Origin of the sequence: Phaeobacter sp. JH204B, assembly GCF_048055755.1 — a bacterium.
Classification (GTDB): Bacteria; Pseudomonadota; Alphaproteobacteria; order Rhodobacterales; family Rhodobacteraceae; genus Phaeobacter; species Phaeobacter bryozoorum.
Genome location: NZ_JAYMXF010000020.1, coordinates 218,846 through 239,973 on the forward strand (window position 1 = coordinate 218,846; position 21,128 = coordinate 239,973).

Here is a 21,128-nt window from a genome sequence, read left to right on the forward strand (position 1 = left end):
GAGGGGGCGCAGGCCTGCCTAGAACAGTTGCAGGTCTTTCTGACCGCTCTCAATCTCGCTGAAGCTCGGCATGTTCTGGATCGCCCAGGGCACCGGGGCGGCGCCAGGCATCGGCACTGTCGGTTTCATCGCCGCCGCCATGCCAAAGCTTGGCTGGTCCAGTTCGCCGCGGATGTCGCGCAGCAGGGTTTTGTGATCCGGCATTGACTTCAGGATGTTCGCCAGATCCACCTTCGCGCCCTTCCACCACTGGAACCAGATCGGTTTCTTCAATGGGCGCAGACGATCCCGGATGCCGGGGCCATAGCCGGTATCATAGACCTGTTTTCCAAGAAGCACGGTCTGGTAGACCCGGTAATCAAACAGGGTGGCAAATTCGATATCATGGGGCATCGGCAGGCGGTGCTGCCAGAGTTCAAGGTTCTCGGCAAGGCGATCCGGGATCTTCATCTCCGTGCGGGCGTCGATCCAGTATTGGTCATCGGTGCGGTTGCCGAGCCGGTAGTGCAGGCAGATGAATTCCAGCACCTCGTCATAGAGCTTGTCCATCTGCCGGTTGTATCGGCTGCGCAGGGAGGGGGCGATCTCGCGCGTTGGCAGATGTTCGGCAAACCAGCGCACGGCGTGGTCGATCATGTGGATCGCGGTGCTTTCCAGCGGTTCGATAAACCCGCCGGCCAGACCGATGGCCAGACAGTTCTTGACCCAGGCATTGCGCACGCGTCCGATCCGCATCGGGATCACCCGTGGCGTCGCCCCTTTGCCACTGTCCCCCAGCCATTCAAGGTATTCATCCGCCGCCTGATCATCGGTGCGATGGGCCGAGGAGAACACATAGCCGGTGCCCACGCGATTGTAGAGCGGCACGCGCCACGTCCAGCCGGCCCCAAGGGCGGTGGAGCGGGTCAGGCTTTCGATTTTTTCCGGGTCGGGATGTTCAATCTGCAAGGCCATAGCGCGGTCATTGGGCAGGTAGTCGGAATAATCCATGAACGGCTCACCCAGCGCCTGATTGATGATCAGCCCGCGGAAACCGGTGCAGTCGATGACCATTTCGATATCGTGGCGGCCGCGCTGTTCCAGCATCAGGTGGCTGACATTGCCCTGTTCATCCAGTTCGACCGATGTCACCTCGTCCTGAATATGCTCAACACCGCGTTTGGTGCAGACCCTGGTGAGCATGCCTGCAAATTTCACCGCGTCCAGATGATAGGCATAGCCAAACCGCTGTTCGAACTCCGGTTGACCCAAGGGGCGCGCACCCTTGCACAGGCGGCCCAGATCATCATGTGGCGCGATGGACTGGGTGAAATCCCGGTCGCCGTTGCCAAAGCGCAGGAAATATTCCGCGGCCTCCAGCCCCTCCAGCAGCTGACCATGGGCAAAGGGGTTCACATAGTCGATGCGATTGCCCTTCGGGTCCTTGTTCCAGTTGCAGAATTTCACACCGAGCTTGAAGGAGGCGTTGGTTTCGCGGAAGAAATTGCGTTCGGATATGCCCGCCTGACGAAGCGTCTTTGGCATCCGTGGCACCGTTGCCTCTCCGACGCCGACCGTGGCGATATTTGGGCTTTCGATCAGGCAGATCCGCGGGCAGTCCTTTGGTGCCGAGGTGCGGGAGAATTCCGTCTCCAGGATCAGCGCCGTCATCCACCCCGCCGTGCCGCCGCCAACGATGGTGATCTTCCTTAAGCGATTGTTCATCTAGTTCCGTCCCTGTTTTTATGTTTTTTGAAGAACCGTAGCGCAAGTTTCTCGCATTTGGCCAGCCATTATGGCGCTAAGCCGGTCTGGACGGGGCTGAGCAGACCCGACGTCGCGCTGATCGTGGTTTTGCGGGGACATGGCCGGGGGCGGATTGGGGCTGCACTATTTGGAAATTTCGATGATGATCGGTGCTGTGAAAACGTGGCCCGGCATGGTGCGTCGGGGTGGCTGTTGTCCAAACACGGGTCATCACCGGCGCGACCTGTGGTCGTCCGGGGGATGCTGCCGTGCTGATCTGCCAGTCTTGGAACTGGGGACTTGTTCTGCAACCGGGCGGTTGCGGCATAAAGTGGACGGCGCCGCCACGGGGGCGGAGAGGGGCGGGTTGATGGCCCGCGTGCTCAAATTCTCTGCACAGCCTCACACACTGAGGCCCGGTTCCTGGTCGGAGCCGGGGTGCCAGACCCGGATCCTGCAATCGCGATTGCCCGAGAGACTAGCGCAAGGGTCTGAAACGATCCTGAGCGGGGCGGGCGGCAGGTTTGCTGGATGTTAAGATCTGCCGCCCACCTGGGTGATCAATAGCCCAGATTGCGGTCCACCTGATGGCGCAAGGGCTGTCCGGCCTCGCCCAGGCGGATGTTTTCGGCAATCACCCGTGCGGCAGTGATGGCGCGGGTTTCGGCCGCGATATGGGGCGTCACGGTCACATTGGGATGGGTCCAATAGGGATGATCCAGCGGCAGCGGCTCCACCCGGAAGACATCCAGCGTGGCATGGCCGACCTGACCACTGTCGAGCGCGGCCAGCAGGGCATCATCGTCAACGAGCGGGCCGCGTCCGGGGTTGATGATCCGCGCGCCACGGGGCAGCAGGGCGAGCGTGTCACGGTTCAGCGTATTCTCGGTGGCCGGTGTATCGGGCAGCAGCAGGATCACGATTTCGGCGGCGCTGAGCGCTGCGTGCAGCCCGGCCTCGCCGTGGCGGCAGGTGATGCCGTCGATGGATTTTTCGGATCGCGACCAGCCGGTGACCGGGAAGCCCAGCTTTGCCAGCATCTGCGCGCAGGCCTGCCCCAATGCGCCAAGGCCCAGCACGGTGACCGGCCGTTCCTCGGCCAGCGGCGGCACCACGGGGTCCCATCTGTCCTGCGTGCGGATCGTGCGGTCGATGCCAAGGTGATAGCGCAGCACATGGCCGGTGACCCATTCCACCATGCCTGCGGTCAGCCCCGGATCCACCATCCGGCAGAGCGGCATCTTGAGGGTCTGGTTGCCGACGATCTTTTCCACCCCGGCCCAGAGGCTCAGCACCGCCTTGCAGCGGGTATAGGGGGTAAAGTCCTGAAGGTCGGAATTGGGGGCATAGACTACGTAATCGACCTCTCCCGGCGCGTGATCGAGGCGCAGCTCAACCTCCAGCCCGGCCTCGGCAAAGGCGGCGCGCAAAGGTGCCTGATAGCTGGCCCAGCGTTCGGGCAGGGCGGCGAACTGGACGTTGATCATGTGGCAAACACCCCGTCCATATCGGCAAATCCCTTGATTTCGATCGGATTGCCTGCGGGATCATGAAAGAACATCGTGCTTTGCTCTCCCGGCTCGCCCGCAAACCGGGTGGTGGGGGCGATGGTGAAGTCAACACCCGCCGCCTCCAGCCGGTCAGCCAGCGCGCGCCAGTCACCCTGCGGCAGGATCACCCCGAGGTGGGGCATCGGCACCATGTGTTCGCCGACCCTGCCGGTCTTGGCAGTGGCAAAAACTGGCCCGAGGTGCAGCGAAATCTGATGGCCGAAGAAGTTGAAATCGACCCAGGTGTCGGTGCTGCGCCCTTCCTGACAGCCCAGCAGATCCCCGTAAAAGCCGCGTGCCCTGTCGAGATCATCCACGTGATAGGCGAGGTGAAAAATGCTCATCTCTGTGCTCCCTTAACTCTGTGCCTAAGGGGATAGGCGGTGAGGCGTGCAAAGGGTAGCTTGTTTTTCTATGTTCAGACATAAGGATAACTATGGATACACGATTTCTCACCAGCCTGATTGCCACGATTGAAGAAGGCTCCCTTGCGGCGGCGGCGCGGCGTGAGGGGATCACCGCCTCGGCCATCTCGCAGCGGATTGCCGCATTGGAGGCTGATGTGGGCGTGGCGCTGCTGTGCCGGGCGGGCCGGGTCATGCAGCCAACGGCGGAGTGTCGTCGGCTGCTGCCACGGATGCGTGACATGCTGCGGGCAGAGGCCGAGTTGCGGGGAGAGTTGCGCGGCGCCGCGCTGACCGGGCGGTTGCGGCTGGGCGCGGTATCGACGGCGATGGGAGATTACGCGGGCGCGATCCTGCGGCATCTGAGAGCCGCCGCGCCGGAGGTTGCGTTGCAGCTGGTGCCCGGCACCTCTGAGGGGCTTTATGCGGCGATGGAACAGGGGCAGGTCGATGCAGCCCTGTTGATCGAACCGCCCTTTCTGCTGCCAAAATCCTATGTGTTCACCGAGATTGCCCGGCAACCCATCGGGCTGTTGCAGGCTGAGAAGGCCGCTGAAGAGCCGCTGCCCTATCTGATCTACAGCCGGGACGCCTGGGGTGGCGCGCGCTGCTGGCAGGCGCTGACGCAGAGGGTCGAGGCGCCGGAGATCCTGGCGGAACTGGATGCGCTGGAACTGATTGCCCAGATGGTGGCAGAGGGCACTGCGCAGGCGGTTGTGCCGCTTTGGGAGGGGGTGGGACGATATGGCGGGCTGCGGTTCACGCCCTTTGATGATGCGGAACGGCGGCTGGGCGTGCTTCTCCATCAGCGCGATGCGGACAGCGCGCTGACGCGGGTCTTGCTGGCAGCGCTCTAGCCGACGGCTATCGCGGGCGGTGGATATTGGCGCTTTGCACCAGACCAAAGGCGGCCAGTAGCACCAGCATCGCCGACCCCCCGTAGGAGACCATCGGCAGCGGCACGCCGACCACGGGTGCCAGCCCCATCACCATCGACATATTCACCGCAAAGAACAGGAAAAATGTGATGGCGACGCCCAGCGTGACCAAAGAGGAAAACCGGTCCCTGGTGGCAAGCGCCGTGGCAATGCAGAACAGGATCACCAGCATGTAGATGAACAGCAGGGTGAACCCGCCGATAAACCCGAATTCTTCGGCCAGGGTGGTGAAGATGAAATCGGTGTGTTTCTCGGGCAGAAAGTTCAGCCGTGACTGGGTGCCCTGCATGAAACCGCGGCCGGACCAGCCGCCGGACCCCAGCGCAATCTTCGACTGGGTGATGTGGTAGCCGGCACCGAGCGGATCCTGCGAGGGATCGAGAAAGGTGTCGATGCGGCGGAACTGATAGTCTTTCAGCAGCTGCCAGTCGGTGCCCCGGCTTTTGAACACGGCCGCGACAAGACCCACTGCGGCGCCGATGACGGCGGCAAAATAGGCCCAGTGCACACCGGCAAGGAACATCACGCCCCCTCCCGCGGCCATCAGCAGGATGGAGGTGCCAAGATCGGGCTGGCGCAGCACCAGAAAGGTGGGCAGCAGGATCAGGATCACCGGCAGGATCACCCATTGCGGCCGTGAACAGCGCTCCGGTGGCAGCCAGTCGTAATAAGCGGCCAGCAGCATCACCAGCGTGATCTTCATCAGCTCCGATGGCTGTAGCCGCATAAAGCCAATGTCGATCCAGCGCTGTGCCCCCATGCCAACGGTGCCGAAGAATTCCACCGCCACCAGCAAGAGCACCGAGACCAGATAGGCCAGTACCGAGATATTGCGCCAGAACCAGATCGGGATCATGGCCACCACCAGCATCACCGAAAGCCCAAGCAGGAAGCGTTTGACCTGCGGTTCCACCCAGGGGGAGAAACTGCCGCCCGCCACCGAATAGAGCATCAGAAAACCGACGCTGGCTACGCTGGCCAGAAGCAGGGTCAAGGGCCAGTTGAGATAGAGGATCTTGCGCAGGCCGGTCGGCACCGATTGCGCGTTATTGGCAAGATAGCTCATGGCTGTCCTCTTGTCGCTGTCTGCCCCTGTTCACGCAGGCCCATCTCAGGCCTGACCACTGTCGCTGTTGCGGCTGGTGCGCTGGATGCGTTCACGTTCCAGACGGTCCTGCTGGGCTTCGATACGGCTGCGGTCCTTCTTGGGGTAGGCCTCAAGCGGTGGCGTGCCATTGTAGAGCGCCTGTAGCAGCACGTCGCGGGCGATCGGCGCCGCCGCCTTGGAGCCGCCACCGCCATGTTCCACCACCACCGCAACGGCGAATTTCGGGTTGTCATGGGGCGCGTAGCTGACAAACAGAGCATGGTCGCGCCGTTCCCAGGGCAGGTCCTCGTTGCGGATCACCCCGGCGGCGCGCTCTGCGGCGGTGATATTGCGGACCTGACTGGTGCCACTCTTGCCCGCCATGCGCATGCCCTCGGCGATGATCCGGGAGCCGTAGCCGGTGCCGCGCCGTTCGTTGCTGACCGAATACATGCCCCGGCGGATCGTGCGCAGATTGTTCTCGTTGACGCCAATCGGCTCTCCGGCGCCGCTGGGCTGTTCCACCCCGTCGATGGATTTCAGCAGGCGCGGCGTCACCGAACGCCCGGTGGCCAGACGTGCGGTCATCACCGCCAGCTGCATGGGCGAAGCCAGAAGATAGCCCTGCCCGATAGAGGAGTTCACGGTGTCACCAACCAGCCAGTCCTGACCGTAGGTCTTTGATTTCCATTCCTTGTTGGGGGCGATCCCCTTGGCCACGGCGGACATTGGCAGATCATGGCGCACGCCAAGGCCAAAGCGTTTTGCCATGGCGGAAATCTTGTCGATGCCGACCTTGATGGCGAGATCGTAGTAATAGACGTCGCAGGAGCTTTTGAGCGATGTATTGAGATCGACATGGCCATGGCCTGCGCGTTTCCAGCAGTGGAAGCGGCGGCCCGAGACCTCCAGATGGCCGGGGCACCAGACGGTATCTTCGGTGCCGATCAGGCCTTCTTCCAGCGCGGCAAGGGCGGTGATCATCTTGAAGGTCGATCCGGGCGGATAGGTGCCCTGAACGGATTTATTGGCCAGCGGGCGATAGGGGTCTTCGGTCAGCATCCGGTAGTCGGCTACCGAGATACCCCGCACAAAGAGGTTGGGATCAAAGCTGGGCGAAGAGGCAATGGCGCGCACATCACCGTTTTCGCAGTCGATGACCACGGCGCTGGCGCTCTCGAGGCCAAGCCGCGCCTGGGTGTAGTTTTGCAGATCGGCATCGACGGTCAGCTGCATGTCGGCGCCGGCCTCGCCTTCGCGGCGATCCAGCTCGCGCATGACGCGACCGGTGGCGTTGACCTCGACACGTTTGGCGCCGGCCTTGCCGCGCAGCACATCCTCGCGCTTGGCCTCGAACCCGACCTTGCCGATCTGAAAGCGCGGGATCATCAGCACCGGTTCTGGGTCTTCCATCTTGCTGAGGTCATAATCCGAGACCGGCCCGACGTAGCCGATCACATGGGCAAAATCCTCATGCTGCGGATAGACCCGCGTGAGGCCGACCTCGGGCGTGATGCCGGGCAGGGCGGGGGCGTTGACCGCAACCTTGGAGATGTCGTCCCAGCTGATCTGATCGGCCAGGGTGATTGGCAGGAACGGTGGCGAGCGGCGCATTTCAGCCATGGCGCGTTCGATGTCTTCGGGGTCCAGCGTCAGCAGTCGCGACAGTTTGTCGATGACGTCGCCCACATCGCCGGCATCCTCGGGCACCACGGTGATCCGGTAGGACTGCGCGTTCTGCGCCAGAATTGTGCCGTTGCGGTCGTAGATCTGCCCCCGTGCCGGGGGGATCAGGCGCAGGTTGATGCGGTTTTCCTCGGCCAAGAGGCGGAACTGGTCAGCCTGATCGACCTGAAGGTGACGCATCCGCATCGCCAGACCCCCGGCAAAGGCCAGCTGCAACCCGCCCAAGAGCAGGGCGCGACGGCTGAGTTTGCGATGTGAGGCCTCGACATCCTTGACGTTGCGTTTCATCAGCGGCTTCCCAGGGCTTCTGCCTCGGCGGGGGAGAGTTTGCGCACCCCCAGCAGGCTTTGGCTGGCCAGCGCGACCAGCGGATAGATCAGCAATGTTGCCACCATCTGGATCAGAATCAACCCCAGCGACGGCTGCACCACCCCCAGAATCGCCAGGATCAGCCGGTTGAGCAGGGTCACGGCGGTGACGGTCACCGCCACCGTGAACCATTCGCCGAGAAAGGCGGTTTCACGGTGCGGCTGAACCTGTGATTTCAGAAAGCTGGAGGCCAGAACCACCAATAGCGCCATCAGGCCCGGTGGCCGCTGGAACAGCAGATCGGCCAGCAGGAAGGTGAGGGCAATCAGCAGCGTCGGCACATAGTCGGGACGCCGCAGCGACCAGGCCAGGACCAGCGCCAGCATCAGATCCGGCGGCGCCCAGCGAGAGGGCAGCGTATCCAGCGGCAGCAGGTGAAAGAACATGATCACGAGGGCCAGCGCCGGAAAGGCCGCGCGCATGAGCCAGATCCGCGCCGGGGCGTTATTGGCCATCTCCGGCCTCCGCCGCCGCCCCATCGCCCAGCCCCTCGGGCCGGGGTTGCGGAATATTGATGCCCGGTGCCGGAACCACCAGCCCGCCGGGATCCTTGATCACCTCAGATCCGTGATGGCGCAGCACCCGCAGGAATTCCAGCCGCTCGTAATCGGCCGAAAGGCGCACCCGCAGGCGGCCAAAACGGTCCTGCGTGACCTGCCCGATCAGCAGACCTGCCGGGAACACCTTGCCATCGCCCGAGGTGACCACCCGGTCGCCGGGGCGGACCAGATCGGGGTTTTCGAGAAAGTCGATCACCGGCGCCGGGCTGTTGTCGCCAGCCACCAGCGTGCTTTGCCCGGAGGGCTGGATCAGCGCGGGGACGGAGCTGGCAGCATCGGTGAGGAGGATCACCCGCGCGGTATCCTGCCCGGTGCCGGAGATCCGCCCGACAAGGCCGATGCCATCCATCGCTGCCCAGCCGTCGCGCACCCCGTCACGCGCGCCGACGTTCAGGATCACCGACTGGCGAAAGGGCGAGCCGCTGTCGGCCATGACCACACCGGTGACAAAGGTCAGGCGGGGGTCGAGCCGCACATTGTTGAGATCCAGCAGGCGGGCGTTTTCCTGTTCCAGCTGTAGCGCCGCTTCTTTCCAGGCGCTCATCTGGCGCAATTCGCTGCGCAGTTCGCGGTTCTGTTCGGCAAGCCGCTGATAGCTCTGAAAATCGCGCAGCAGGTTGATGGCGCCCTCAACCGGGACCATGGCCCAGTCCATGCTGGGAACAACGGCATCGACGATTTGGGCGCGAAACCTCTCGACCCTTGGGCTGTCGATCCGCCAGATCAGGAAAATCGCCAGCAGGCACAGGCAGATAACCCCGGTCAGCAGGCGGCGCAGCGGGGCGGTATAGTCATCACGCTGGGACCGGTCTTTGGCCAAGGTATTCCTTCCCGGCGCCGGGCGTCGGCCATCCTAGCGATGGCCGGACCGCTCAGCTGTCGTAATCAATGGCATGTGCCAGCTGTTTTTCGTATTCCAGCGCCTTGCCGGTGCCAAGCGCCACGCAGTTCAGGCTTTCATCGGCGATGGAGACCGCCAGACCGGTCTGTTCGCGCAGAGCCAGATCCAGATCGCCCAGCAGCGCGCCGCCGCCGGTCAGCATCACGCCGCGATCCACGATATCCGCCGCCAGATCCGGCGGTGTGGTTTCCAGCGCGGTCATCACCGCTTCGCAGATCTGCTGCACGGGTTCGGCCAGCGCTTCGGCGACCTGGGCCTGCGAAATCTCGATTTCCTTCGGCACGCCGTTCAGCAGGTCGCGGCCGCGGATCTGCATCGACTGGCCGCGGCCGTCGTCGGGCATCCGGGCGGTACCGATGGAGGTCTTGATGCGTTCGGCCGTGGCCTCGCCCACCAGAAGGTTCTGCTGACGGCGCAGGTAGTTGATGATCGCCTCATCCATCCGGTCGCCACCAACGCGGACCGAGCGCGCATAGACGATGTCGCCCAGCGACAGAACCGCAACCTCGGTGGTGCCGCCGCCGATGTCCACGACCATGTTGCCGGTGGGATCGGTGATCGGCATCCCGGCACCAATGGCGGCGGCGATCGGCTCGGCGATCAGCCCGGCGCGGCGGGCGCCTGCGGAGAGCACCGACTGGCGGATCGCGCGTTTTTCAACCGGGGTTGCGCCATGCGGGACGCAGACGATGATCTTGGGCTTGGAGAAGGTGGAGCGTTTGTGCACCTTGCGGATGAAATGCTTGATCATCTCTTCGGCGGTGTCAAAATCGGCAATCACCCCTTCGCGCATCGGGCGGATCGCCTCGATGGAGCCGGGGGTGCGGCCCAGCATCAGCTTGGCATCCTCGCCAACTGCGAGCACTTTTTTCACGCCGTCCTTCACATGATAGGCGACAACGGAGGGTTCCGACAGGATGACACCGCGACCCTTGACATAGACGAGCGTGTTCGCCGTGCCGAGGTCAATTGCCATATCAGACGTGAACAACCCGCCAAGACTTCCAAAGATCGACATGTATTAGGACCCTGTAAAACTGCCACCTGTCCCGCGACTCTGCTGAGCGCGGGCTTTATGTCTTATAAGCAGCGCCGGGAGGTGGCGAAAGGGCGGATTCCGATCAAAAGGCGCCTTTTCGCCGCCACTGCGGGGTGCCCCATGGGAAAGGCAGACAACCGATCCGATTGGCAGTGTGGGCAGGTGTGGCGCGGATCTGATAAGCGCCCCCCTCAAAACCGCACGCCTCCGGCAACTATCGGAGGCGGTACAGGGCCGCGCGATGTTGCTTCTCTTGTTTGCACAGCGTTGTTAAGCTTGATCCTTGCGGATGTTTGGTCGGCGAAGGGAACGGCGATGAAGCGGCGAAATTTCTTACTGGCTGGCGGGGCCTTCGGCATGGCAAATCTGATCACAGGACAAACTGCCGTTGCCGGGTCCGGATTTTTTGTCCCACCGGAGGAAGCGCCGCATCAGCGCACCTTCATGCAATGGCCCGTCAGCAGGAAGGTGCATCCCGATCCTGTGTTCCGCGACATGGCGCAGCAGTCGATTGCAGATATCGCCAATGCGATTGCGGCGTTTGAACCTGTCACAGTGCTCGCGGCGGCAGCGGATCACAGCGGCGCGCGCGCCAAGCTGTCTGCGGATGTTGAGTTGTGGGATATCCCGACCGAGGATCTGTGGTGCCGCGATTCAGGGCCTATCTTTGTGATCGATGGCGCAGGCGGCTTGGCGATCAGCCATATCCAGTTCAACGGCTGGGGCAAAAAGCAGGTCAACCGGCGGGACAGCCAGATCGCAGGACGGGTGGCCGAGCGTTTGGGGCTGCCGCTGTTGCCAACCGGTTTGCATGGCGAGGCAGGCGGCGTGGAGCAGGATGGGCACGGGCTGCTGATGGCACATGAGAGCAGCTGGGTGAACAAGAACCGGAACCCCGGGCTGTCACGCGATCAGATAGAACAACGGCTGCTGGAGGCTTATGGGGCGGATCGCATGATCTGGGCCGAGGGGGTCCGGGGGGAGGATATCACGGATTATCATATCGATAGCCTCGCACGTTTCACCGGGCCGGGGCGTGTTCTTATGAACCTGCCCGATACCCCTGATAGCGCCGATCCGTTCCATATGGCTGCGTTGGACACGCATGACCGGCTGGTTGGGGCGGGGCTGGAGGTTGAGGTTGAGGTTATCCCCGAACCTCATATCCGTCGGATCAAAAGGTTCGATTTTGTCGCCTCTTACGCCAATTATTACGTCTGCAATGGTGCGGTGGTCGCGGCGGAATTCGGGGATGGTGCAACCGATGAGATCGCGCGGAACGCGCTGGCGCGTCACTATCCGGGACGGGAAATAGTCACGCTGAACGTGGACCCGCTGGGCGAATTGGGTGGCGGCATTCACTGTGCAACGCAGCAGATGCCAGCGGTCTGAGCCATCAGATCCAACGCCCTCCGCTGCGGCAAGGGGCTTTTGTCCGGGGCGGTTTGGCGGTAGAGGGCTGGGATGCTGTCATATCAACATATCTATCACGCCGGAAATCTGGCCGATGTTCAGAAACACGCGCTGCTGGCGCGGATGCTGGATTATCTCACGCGGAAGGACAAGCCGCTCAGCTATATCGAGACCCACGCCGGGCGCGGGCTCTATCAGCTGGATGCGGCAGAGGCGGTCAAGACCGGCGAGGCGGCGGCGGGGATCAGCCGCCTGCTGGATCAGGCCCTGCTGGCTGAGGATCACCCGCTGGCCGCTGCCATTGCCGCAACCCGCAGCGCCCATGGGGAGATGGCCTATCCGGGGTCGCCGCTGATTGCAGCGCATCTGCTGCGCGAGGCCGACAGTCTCAATTTTGCCGAGCTGCACCCGCAGGAAAACGCCGCCCTGCGGCAGGCGCTGTGGTCGCATGGGCTGGGGCGGCGGGTCCATGTGCATCAGCAGGACGGGTTTGAACTGGCGCAGTCGCTGGCGCCGCCGACGCCGCGTCGCGGGCTGCTGCTGATTGATCCCAGCTATGAGGTAAAGCGCGACTACGCCCAGATCCCCGGCCATATCGCCAAGCTGCAACGCAAGTGGAACGTCGGCGTCATTGCGCTGTGGTATCCGATCCTGACGGACGGGGCGCATAAGCCGATGCTGAGCGCGCTGGAGGCGCAGGGGCTGGCCGGCGCATTGCGTCATGAGGTGCAGTTTCCCCCGGCGCGGGAGGGGCACCGGATGGTCGGCTCGGGCATGTTCATCGTGAATGCGCCCTATGGCACCGAGGAAGAAGCCGCGCGGCTGACCAAACTGTTCAGCCGTCTGGGCTGAGATGCGGCCAACAGAGGCGGTTGGTCCTGGGCAGAACGAAAAAGGCCACCCGTCGGGTGGCCTTTGCTGTTTCAGATCAACGCATTGATCAGGTGATGTCCTTGTAGGAGATCTCGCGGGTGTCGGCGCCTTCACCCATTTTGCTGCGGCGGATGATCAGGCGATTGAGGGCGCTGATATAGGCGGCGGCAGAGGCGACAACCGTGTCGGTGTTCGCGCTCTCGCCCGTGGCGATCACGCCGTCTTCTTCCAGTCGGACAGACACAGTGGCCTGCGCGTCGGTGCCTTCGGTGACCGCATGGACCTGATAGAGCTGAAGATGGGCCGAGTTCGGGTGGATCTTGCGGATCGCCTTGAAGGCGGCATCGACAGGGCCGTCGCCTTCTGCGGTCTCGGTCACATCCTTGCCGTCGACTTCCATTTCGATGGTGGCCTCGGCGGGACCGCCGGTGCCACAGACGACTTTCATCGACACCAGCTTGAGGTGGTCATCCTCATCGCCGCTGGTGCGCATCAGCGCGATGATGTCGTCGTCAAACACCTCTTTCTTGCGGTCGGCGAGTTCTTTGAACCGGACAAAGAGATCCTTCAGCTGGTTGTCGCCCACCTCAAACCCGAGCTGGCTGAGCTTGTCGCGCAGCGCCGCACGGCCGGAATGTTTGCCAAGCGGCAGCGAGGTGCCGGCAATGCCCACATCCTCGGGTCGCATGATTTCAAAGGTTTCCTTGTTCTTCAGCATACCATCCTGATGGATGCCGCTTTCATGGGCAAAGGCGTTCTTGCCGACGATGGCCTTGTTCGGCTGCACGACAAATCCCGACACGGTGGAGACCCGGCGCGAGATGTGCATGATCTTCTTGGTGTCGATGCCGGTGGTAAAGGGCATGATGTCACCGCGCACCTTGAGCGCCATCACCACCTCTTCCAGCGCGGTGTTGCCCGCGCGTTCGCCCAGACCGTTAATGGTACATTCGATCTGGCGCGCGCCTCCTGCAACGGCAGCCAGCGCGTTGGCGGTCGCCATGCCGAGGTCGTTGTGGCAATGGGTGGCAAAGATCACGTCATCTGCACCGGGCACGGTTTCGATCAGGCGCTTGATCAAATCGGCGCTCTCGACCGGGGCGGTATAGCCGACGGTATCGGGGATGTTGATGGTGGTGGCGCCCGCCTTGATGGCAATTTCGATCACCCGGCAGAGGTAATCCCATTCGGTGCGGGTGGCATCCATCGGCGACCATTGCACATTGTCCACCAGATTGCGGGCGTGGGTGACCGTCTCGTGGATCTTCTCGGCCATCTCATCCATGGTGAGGTTGGGAATGGCGCGGTGCAGCGGCGAGGTGCCGATAAAGGTGTGGATGCGCGGCTGTGCGGATTTGCGCACGGCTTCGGCGCAGCGGTCGATATCCTTGAAGTTGGCGCGCGCCAGACCACAGATCACGGCATTCTTGGAGCGTTCGGCAATCTCGCTCACCGCTTTGAAGTCGCCTTCGGAGGCGATGGGGAAGCCCGCTTCGATGATGTCGACGCCCATGTCGTCCAGCAGCTCGGCAATCTCGAGCTTTTCATCATGGGTCATGGTTGCGCCGGGGCTCTGCTCGCCATCGCGCAAAGTGGTGTCGAAGATCAAAACGCGATCTTTGTCAGCTGCAGTCGTCATGTCGGTATCTTTCTTGTCTGTCCTAAAATCCAATCCATGTGGCGCGCATGCCTTCCCCTCTGAGCGGGCGCGCCGGATGGCACGCTCAGAGGCGGATTAGGATCAGTAGGGCGCGCAGATCTGCACCGCGCGGGGCGGTGGCAAAGCAAGGGATATCTGCACGCATCATCATGACGCAGAGTTATACAGAGCCAAAGACGAATGGAAAGACAGAAATTGACCGGGCAGGGGCAAAGCCTGCGACTGTAACCCGTTGGCCCGGATCAGACATGCTACGCCTTATGGCTGGGCGCGCGCTGTGCGGCGGCTCCGCTACGCCTTTTGGCGCGGTAGGGCGCGCCAGCCTATCCGGTCGGCCGTGCTGCGGGTCAGCGGTAATCAGTTGCTGGCGTTTGCATCGTCGGTGGCGGTGGCCGGGTCGGCTGTTGTGGCATCATCGCTGTCCTGTGCCGCCGCACCGGTGGTTTTGAGCGCGCCGTTCTCCCAGGTGCCTTCGGCTTGCTGACCGCTGGCATAACGCATCACACCCGGTCCCTGACGTTTGGAATTGAGAAAGCTGCCCTCGTAGACATCGCCATTGGCATAGGTCGCGACGCCCTGGCCGCTGATCTTGCCTTCGGTCCAGTCACCCTCATAGCTGAAGCCATCTGTCATCACGATCTTGCCGGTGCCGTGGCGCTGGCTGTTGGCAAAGCTGCCGGTATAAACCGAACCGTCGGGGTAGGTGACAACCGCTTCGCCATGGCGCTGCCCCTCTTTCCAGCCGCCGTCGTAGCGGTAGCCGTCAGGGTAGGTCATCACGCCTTGACCGTGGTTCTTGGCGTTCTGGAACTCGCCTGTGTAGACCAGCCCGTTGGGATAGGTTGTGGTGCCGCTGCCCTCGATCACGCCGGCCACCCAGTCGCCTTCGTAGGTGGAGCCGTCAGGATAGGTGATCTTGCCCACGCCATCGGCGAGATCATCGCGGAACTGGCCCTCGTAGACCGAACCGTCGGGATAGGTGACGCGGCCCTTGCCCTCGATCTGACCGGCCAGCCATTCGCCGGTGTAGACATAGCCGTCGGTCTTGGTGAAGGTGCCTTCGCCGTGGCGCAGGTCATCCTCGAAATTGCCGATATAGACATCGCCATTGGCATGGATCTGCTTGCCTTCGCCCTGACGGCGGCCGGCCACCAGCGGGCCTTCGTAGATATCGCCATTGGGCTGGGTCAACACGCCGGTGCCATCCATCTGGTTTGCGGACCAATCGCCCTCGTAAGCCAGACCATCGGGCATGATCAGCTTGCCTTTGCCCTCCAGCTGGCCGTCGCGGATGTCGCCCTCATAGGTGGCGCCGTCCGGGTAGGTGATCTTGCCGGTGCCTTCCTTGCGGCCATCGACCCAGTCGCCGTCATATTCATAGCCGCCGGGATTGCGCATGATGCCTTTGCCATGGTGCTTGGCATCGCGAAAGCCGCCCTCATAGCGCGCGCCATTGGCATAGACCGCAACCCCCTGGCCATTGATTACGCCGTCCGACCACTCGCCCTCATAGGTGCCGCCATCGGCAAAGGTGATCTTGCCTGCGCCTTCGGGTTTGCCTTTGACGAACTCGCCCTCGTAGATGGATCCGTTGGGGAAACGCGCAACGCCACGACCGCGGACTTCGCCATCGACCCAGTCGCCGGTATATTCATAGCCGTTGGGCAGCCGGTAGGTGCCGGTGCCATGTTGCAGGCCGCCGCGAAAGGTGCCCTCATAGATGCCGCCGATTTCATCCTGCGTGGTCAGCACCTTGCCATCCTGGGCCAGGGCCGGGCGTCCGACCCCGGCAGCGCCAAGCGCCAGAGCGGAGGTCAGAAGAGCGGCGGTGGTGAAACGGGTCATGGAATATCTGCTTGCCATAAGGGGAGCCGGGGTGCGGGCCTGTTGATCGGTTTGACAGGAAACTATGCCACAGCCGCCGCCGTCGCAATGTCTTTTGCCACTGCGGTCTTTCCCTCGCAGCGTGATCTGTTTAATGGCAGAAGGCAGGATTATCGAAGGACGCAAGCAGGATGGCTGATCGTTTTCGCGTGACACTGGCCCAGTTGAACCCCACCGTCGGGGATCTGGCTGGCAATGCAGATAAGGCCCGCGAGGCCTGGGCCGCAGGCCGCGAGGCAGGTGCTGATCTGGTCGCCCTGCCAGAGATGTTCATTACCGGTTACAACACGCAGGATCTGGTGATGAAGCCGGTTTTCCACCGTGCTGCCATTGCCGAGGTTGAGCGGTTGGCCGCCGATTGTGCCGATGGTCCGGCGCTGGCGATCGGCAGCCCGTGGGTCGAGGGCGACAGGTTGTACAACGCCTATCTGATCCTGAAGGGCGGCAAGATCACCACGCAGGTGCTGAAACATCACCTGCCAAATGCCACCGTCTTCGACGAGGTGCGGATCTTTGATGCGGGCCCGCTGGGCGGTCCTTATGCGGTTGGCGATACCCGGATCGGCAGCCCGATCTGCGAGGATAGCTGGTATGAGGATGTGGCCGAAACCCTGGCCGAAACCGGCGCGGAGTTCCTGCTGATCCCCAATGGATCGCCCTATTATCGCAACAAGATGGATGTGCGGCTCAACCATATTGTGGCCCGCTCGATCGAGACCGATCTGCCGGTGATCTACCTCAATATGGTGGGCGGCCAGGATGATCAGGTTTTTGATGGTGGTTCGTTTGTGCTGAATCCGGGCGGGGCGCTGGCCTTGCAGATGCCGGTCCTGCGCGAAGATATCTGCCATCTGGATCTGGAGCGGACCGCCGAGGGCTGGCGCGCCGTGGATGGCCCCAAGGCGGTGCTGCCGGATGAGTGGGAGCAGGATTACCACGTCATGACGCTGTCGCTGCGGGATTACATGCGCAAGACCGGCTTCAAGAAGGTGCTGCTGGGGCTCTCCGGTGGCGTCGATTCCGCCATTGTCGCCACGATCGCGGTCGATGCGCTGGGGGCTGAGAATGTGCGCTGCGTGATGCTGCCGTCCGAATATACCTCGCAGGCCTCGCTTGACGATGCCGAAGCGGTGGCAAAGGCGCTGGGCGTGCGCTACGACTACGTCCCGATTGCCGAGGGGCGCGCCGCGATCACCAACACGCTGGCGCCGCTCTTTGCCGGGATGGAGGAGGGGCTGACCGAGGAGAACATCCAGTCGCGCCTGCGCGGGCTTCTCCTGATGGCGATGTCCAACAAATTTGGCGAGATGCTGCTGACCACCGGCAATAAATCCGAGGTCGCCGTGGGCTATGCCACGATTTACGGCGATATGGCGGGGGGCTACAACCCGATCAAGGATCTCTACAAGACCCGCGTGTTCGAGACCTGCCGCTGGCGCAATGCCAATCACCGCGACTGGATGATGGGGCCGGAAGGGGAGGTCATCCGCCCCTCGGTCATCGACAAGCCGCCGAGCGCCGAGCTGCGCGACGATCAGAAGGACAGCGACAGCCTGCCGGATTACCCCGAACTGGACGCGCTGCTGGAGATCCTGGTGGATCGGGACGGTTCGATTGCTGATTGCGTTGCGGCCGGGTTCTCGCGGGAGACGGCAAAACGCGTGGAACACCTGATTTATATCAGCGAATACAAACGCTTTCAGTCAGCCCTCGGTGCGCGGCTCACACCGCGCGCGTTCTGGCTGGATCGTCGGTATCCGATCGTGAACCGCTGGCGCGACCCCAGTTGACCGACCAGTAAGGCGCTGGTGATCCACCCGTTGGTGCCAGCGATATCGGGCTGGTCCCTGCGGCCAAAGGTGCGGCCAAGGCGGGAGCATCGCATACGTTCGGTCGGGGTCAGCTGCCGGAGAAGGGGCCGTTGGCGGGATCGGCTTCCTGGCAATCCACGACGCAGTTGCGGCCTGCATCCTTTGCCGCGTAAAGCGCGCGGTCAGCGGCGTGCATCAGATCCTGCGGCAGCAGGCCATCCTCGGGGAAGCTGGCAACGCCGATGGAGATGGTGACACGCGGCAGCGTGCCGGAGCCATAGCGCAGTGTGATTTCCTCAATCGCGACACGCAGCGCTTCGCCGACCTCCATCGTCTGTTCCTTGTCGGTATCCGGCAGGAAGACAGCAAATTCCTCGCCGCCCATCCGGCAGCAGATCTCGCCATTGCGGAACAGATCCTTCAGCGTGTCGCCAATGGCGCGCAGCACCATGTCGCCGGCATCGTGGCCATGGGTGTCGTTGAAGGTCTTGAACCGGTCCGCATCAAAGCTGAGCACCCCCAGCTGGCTGGCGCGCCGGTCGGCCAGCGCCACCGCATTGCGCAGCTCGCCGAGGAAATAGCGCCGATTGTAGACACCGGTCAGCGGATCGCGGGTGGACTGGTCGTGCAATTCGTCGCGCAGGCGGACATTGGCCACCGCCAGCGAGATATGTTCGCCGCAGCGCAGGGCGAGGCGATGCAGCGCCACCTTGCGCTTGGGGTCGGTTTCCGGTGCAAATTTCACATGCAGCAGACCGACGGTATTGCCGTGGGCGACCACCGGAAAACAGACGTAATCGCCATGCTCATCGGTGGCAGGCTGCTCCTCGACATGGGCGCAGGGAAAGGCGATCTTATCCGCAGAATAGAGATACTGTCGCCCGCGCCGCAGCGCCCAGCAGGCATCGGCAAAGATGTGGTCATGGACCTCGGCCCCGCCCCAGTGGCATTTGCCATCCAGAACGTCCCGCGAGTTGGAGTAGATGTAAAGCTCGCCCTGGGATTGCGGAAACAGCTTCGCCATGAAGGCGCTGACAATGCGGAACAGCTCCTCCTGGGATTTGCAGGAATGCAGCCAGACGTCGAGCTGCGACAGCAGCTTGGCCTCTTCGCGCCAGGACTGTTCCGCCGCAAGCGTCTTCAGCGCGGTCAGCTCCGCCTCCTCGGCGGCCTGGCGCGCCAATGTCAGGTCCCGCGCACTGCGCTCGATCTGGGTCACATCGGTGTAGCAAGAGACAAAGCCGCCGGTGGACAGCCTGCGGGTGTCGATCTGAAGGCGCCGTCCCGACGGCATCCTGCGGGTCGCCGAAAACCGCTCCTTGTCAGAGCTGAAATCCTGTTCGGCCTGTCTGGCGCTGTCTTCGGTCACATGGCCCAGCCTGACGGCGGTGGCAAAAAACGCCTCGCGCGAATAGCCCGGAAAGATGTCGCCATTCTGCAGCTCCAGCAGGGTGAGCAGCCGTTCGTTGAAGACCTGGCAATGCCCGTCCTCGGTCCAGACCATCACGCCCTGATCCAGCTTGTTCAACACATCCATGAGCCGCGCATGGGAGGGTTCAGGCAAACTCTCCGCCTGCAACATGTCGCTCGGGATCACTTTGTTCACGGGAGACCCCATTCTTCGTACCAATAATCGTCAGTGCTGCGACAGGCTGACACAGGAAGTCTGAACGAAATCTAAGCCGCCCCCTGAAAAACGCGGACAGTTTGAGACGACTTGGGATCAACCGTCGGCGACTGCGCCGCAACTGGACAAAACGTCGCCTATGTGACATGGGGCAGGGCAACAGGAGACTTGTGATGACAACCACCCGATTTGCCCCGTCGCCGACCGGCTATATCCACGTTGGCAATCTGCGCACCGCGCTGATGAACTATCTGATCGCCCGCAAGGCCGGCGGCAGCTTCATCCTGCGCATCGACGACACCGACCCGGAGCGGTCGAAAGAAGAGTACGTCGATGCCATCAAGCAGGATCTGGAATGGCTGGGCCTGACCTGGGACCGTGTCGAACGCCAGTCCGAACGTCTCGACCGCTATGTCGCCGCTGCCGACAAGCTGCGCGAAATCGGCCGGTTCTACGAGGCGTTTGAAACGCCGGTTGAACTGGACCTGAAGCGCAAGAAGCAGCTGAACATGGGCAAGCCGCCGGTCTATGATCGCGCTGCGCTGAACCTGTCGGAGGACGACAAGGCCAAGCTGCGCGCCGAGCGCGGCGATGGTGTCTGGCGCTTCAAGCTGGATCAGGAGCGGATCGAGTGGACCGATGGTATCCTGGGCGATATCTCCATTGATGCCGCTTCGGTCTCCGACCCGGTCTTGATCCGTGGCGACGGCCAGTTCCTCTATACGCTGGCCTCGGTTGTGGACGACACGGAAATGGGCGTGACCCATGTTGTGCGCGGCTCTGACCATGTCACCAACACCGCCACCCAGATACAGATCATCGAGGCGCTCGGCGGCACTGTCCCCTCCTTTGCGCATCACTCGCTCTTGACCGGCCCGCAGGGTGAGGCGCTGTCCAAACGCCTCGGCACGCTGGCCCTGCGCGATCTGCGCGAAGCGGGCGTGCAGCCGATGGCGCTGCTGAGCCTGATGGCGCGCCTTGGCTCCTCCGACCCGGTTGAGCTGCGCGCGGAACTGGCAGAGCTGATCGAGGGTTTCGACATCAACCGTTTTGGCGCTGCGCCGACCAAGTTCGATGTGCAGGATCTCTACCCGCTGACCGCCCGGTATTTGCAGTCCCTGCCGCTGGAGGCCGTGCAGTCCCATGTGGACGCGCTGGGGGTTCCGGCAGAGAAACAGGCCGCATTCTGGGATATGGCCAAGGAGAACATCACCACGCTGAAGGATCTGGCGGGCTGGTGGGACCTCTGCCGCGACGGCGCCGAGCCGCTGGTGGCTGATGAGGACAAGGACTTCATCGCCGAGGCGATGGCGCTGCTGCCCGAAGGCCCCTACGACAGCGAGAGCTGGGGCACATGGACCGCTGCTGTGAAAGAGGCGACGGGCCGCAAGGGCAAGGGGCTGTTCATGCCGCTGCGCAAAGCCGTGACCGGCATGGAGCGCGGCCCCGACATGTCCGCCCTGCTGGCGCTGATGGAAACGGTCCGCGCCCGCGGCTGAGCTTTGACGACTGTCTGATGCAAAGGCGGCACCATAGGGGCCGCCTTTGTGCTGTCCTGTGCTCTCCGGGGTGCTCCCGCCCACATCGGTGGCATCACAGAA

General features: G+C 62.8%; 16 protein-coding genes. 5 read left to right on the plus strand and 11 right to left on the minus strand.

Annotated elements, in window-relative coordinates; genetic code table 11:
* Positions 1–18: 18 nt before the first annotated feature.
* The 3 genes from VXL81_RS12710 to VXL81_RS12720 form a co-directional block, all read right to left on the minus strand.
* Positions 19–1,704 (minus strand): tryptophan halogenase family protein, encoded by a 1,686-nt coding sequence (locus VXL81_RS12710; protein ID WP_340547319.1) that lies wholly within the window; start codon positions 1,702–1,704, stop codon positions 19–21.
* 581 nt (positions 1,705–2,285) lie between these two features.
* Entirely contained in the window at positions 2,286–3,212 is a 927-nt protein-coding gene (locus VXL81_RS12715; protein WP_416554556.1) for a 2-hydroxyacid dehydrogenase, read from the minus strand.
* Positions 3,209–3,619: a VOC family protein gene (locus VXL81_RS12720; RefSeq protein WP_416554558.1), complete on the minus strand. Its 411-nt coding sequence runs from the start codon at positions 3,617–3,619 to the stop codon at positions 3,209–3,211. Before VXL81_RS12720 ends, VXL81_RS12715 begins: the two co-directional genes overlap by 4 nt.
* A gap of 92 nt (positions 3,620–3,711) precedes the next feature.
* On the opposite strand from VXL81_RS12720, the gene VXL81_RS12725 reads away from it, so the two are divergent.
* The gene (locus tag VXL81_RS12725; protein WP_416539950.1) at positions 3,712–4,536 is read left to right on the plus strand and encodes a LysR family transcriptional regulator; all 825 of its coding nucleotides are present in this window, start codon (positions 3,712–3,714) and stop codon (positions 4,534–4,536) included.
* Positions 4,537–4,543: 7 nt separating this feature from the next.
* On the opposite strand, the gene rodA is transcribed toward VXL81_RS12725, so the two are convergent.
* From rodA to VXL81_RS12750, 5 genes are read right to left on the minus strand one after another with little or no spacing between them, the layout of a single operon-like run.
* Entirely contained in the window at positions 4,544–5,683 is a 1,140-nt protein-coding gene (rodA, locus tag VXL81_RS12730; RefSeq protein WP_340547315.1) for a rod shape-determining protein RodA, read from the minus strand.
* A gap of 45 nt (positions 5,684–5,728) precedes the next feature.
* Positions 5,729–7,678, minus strand: coding sequence for a penicillin-binding protein 2 (gene mrdA, locus VXL81_RS12735; protein WP_416536690.1), 1,950 nt, complete (start codon positions 7,676–7,678; stop codon positions 5,729–5,731).
* Positions 7,678–8,214, minus strand: coding sequence for a rod shape-determining protein MreD (locus VXL81_RS12740; protein WP_340547313.1), 537 nt, complete (start codon positions 8,212–8,214; stop codon positions 7,678–7,680). Before VXL81_RS12740 ends, mrdA begins: the two co-directional genes overlap by 1 nt.
* Positions 8,204–9,139 (minus strand): rod shape-determining protein MreC, encoded by a 936-nt coding sequence (mreC, locus tag VXL81_RS12745; RefSeq protein WP_340547312.1) that lies wholly within the window; start codon positions 9,137–9,139, stop codon positions 8,204–8,206. The genes VXL81_RS12740 and mreC overlap by 11 nt, the downstream gene beginning before the upstream one ends.
* A gap of 52 nt (positions 9,140–9,191) precedes the next feature.
* Entirely contained in the window at positions 9,192–10,238 is a 1,047-nt protein-coding gene (locus tag VXL81_RS12750; protein ID WP_061049901.1) for a rod shape-determining protein, read from the minus strand.
* Positions 10,239–10,574: 336 nt separating this feature from the next.
* Here VXL81_RS12750 and VXL81_RS12755 point away from each other — a divergent pair, with 336 nt between their 5' ends.
* Positions 10,575–11,651 carry an agmatine deiminase family protein gene (locus VXL81_RS12755; protein ID WP_416554560.1) on the plus strand — a complete coding sequence of 359 codons (1,077 nt, stop codon included), beginning with the start codon at positions 10,575–10,577 and terminating at the stop codon, positions 11,649–11,651.
* A gap of 72 nt (positions 11,652–11,723) precedes the next feature.
* Positions 11,724–12,524, plus strand: coding sequence for a 23S rRNA (adenine(2030)-N(6))-methyltransferase RlmJ (locus VXL81_RS12760; RefSeq protein WP_416554562.1), 801 nt, complete (start codon positions 11,724–11,726; stop codon positions 12,522–12,524).
* An 88-nt stretch (positions 12,525–12,612) separates the two neighbouring features.
* On the opposite strand, the gene VXL81_RS12765 is transcribed toward VXL81_RS12760, so the two are convergent.
* Entirely contained in the window at positions 12,613–14,184 is a 1,572-nt protein-coding gene (locus VXL81_RS12765) for a 2-isopropylmalate synthase (RefSeq protein WP_340547309.1), read from the minus strand.
* Between the two features lie 378 nt (positions 14,185–14,562).
* Entirely contained in the window at positions 14,563–16,050 is a 1,488-nt protein-coding gene (locus VXL81_RS12770; RefSeq protein WP_416554564.1) for an MORN repeat-containing protein, read from the minus strand.
* A 170-nt stretch (positions 16,051–16,220) separates the two neighbouring features.
* On the opposite strand from VXL81_RS12770, the gene VXL81_RS12775 reads away from it, so the two are divergent.
* Entirely contained in the window at positions 16,221–17,879 is a 1,659-nt protein-coding gene (locus VXL81_RS12775) for an NAD+ synthase (protein WP_416554566.1), read from the plus strand.
* 109 nt (positions 17,880–17,988) lie between these two features.
* Here the strand turns inward: VXL81_RS12775 and VXL81_RS12780 are convergent, their stop codons facing one another.
* Complete coding sequence (locus VXL81_RS12780; RefSeq protein WP_340547306.1) at positions 17,989–19,506, minus strand: diguanylate cyclase; 1,518 nt, start codon at positions 19,504–19,506, stop codon at positions 17,989–17,991.
* Between the two features lie 194 nt (positions 19,507–19,700).
* On the opposite strand from VXL81_RS12780, the gene gltX reads away from it, so the two are divergent.
* Complete coding sequence (gene gltX, locus VXL81_RS12785; protein ID WP_340547305.1) at positions 19,701–21,026, plus strand: glutamate--tRNA ligase; 1,326 nt, start codon at positions 19,701–19,703, stop codon at positions 21,024–21,026.
* Positions 21,027–21,128 lie beyond the last annotated feature (102 nt).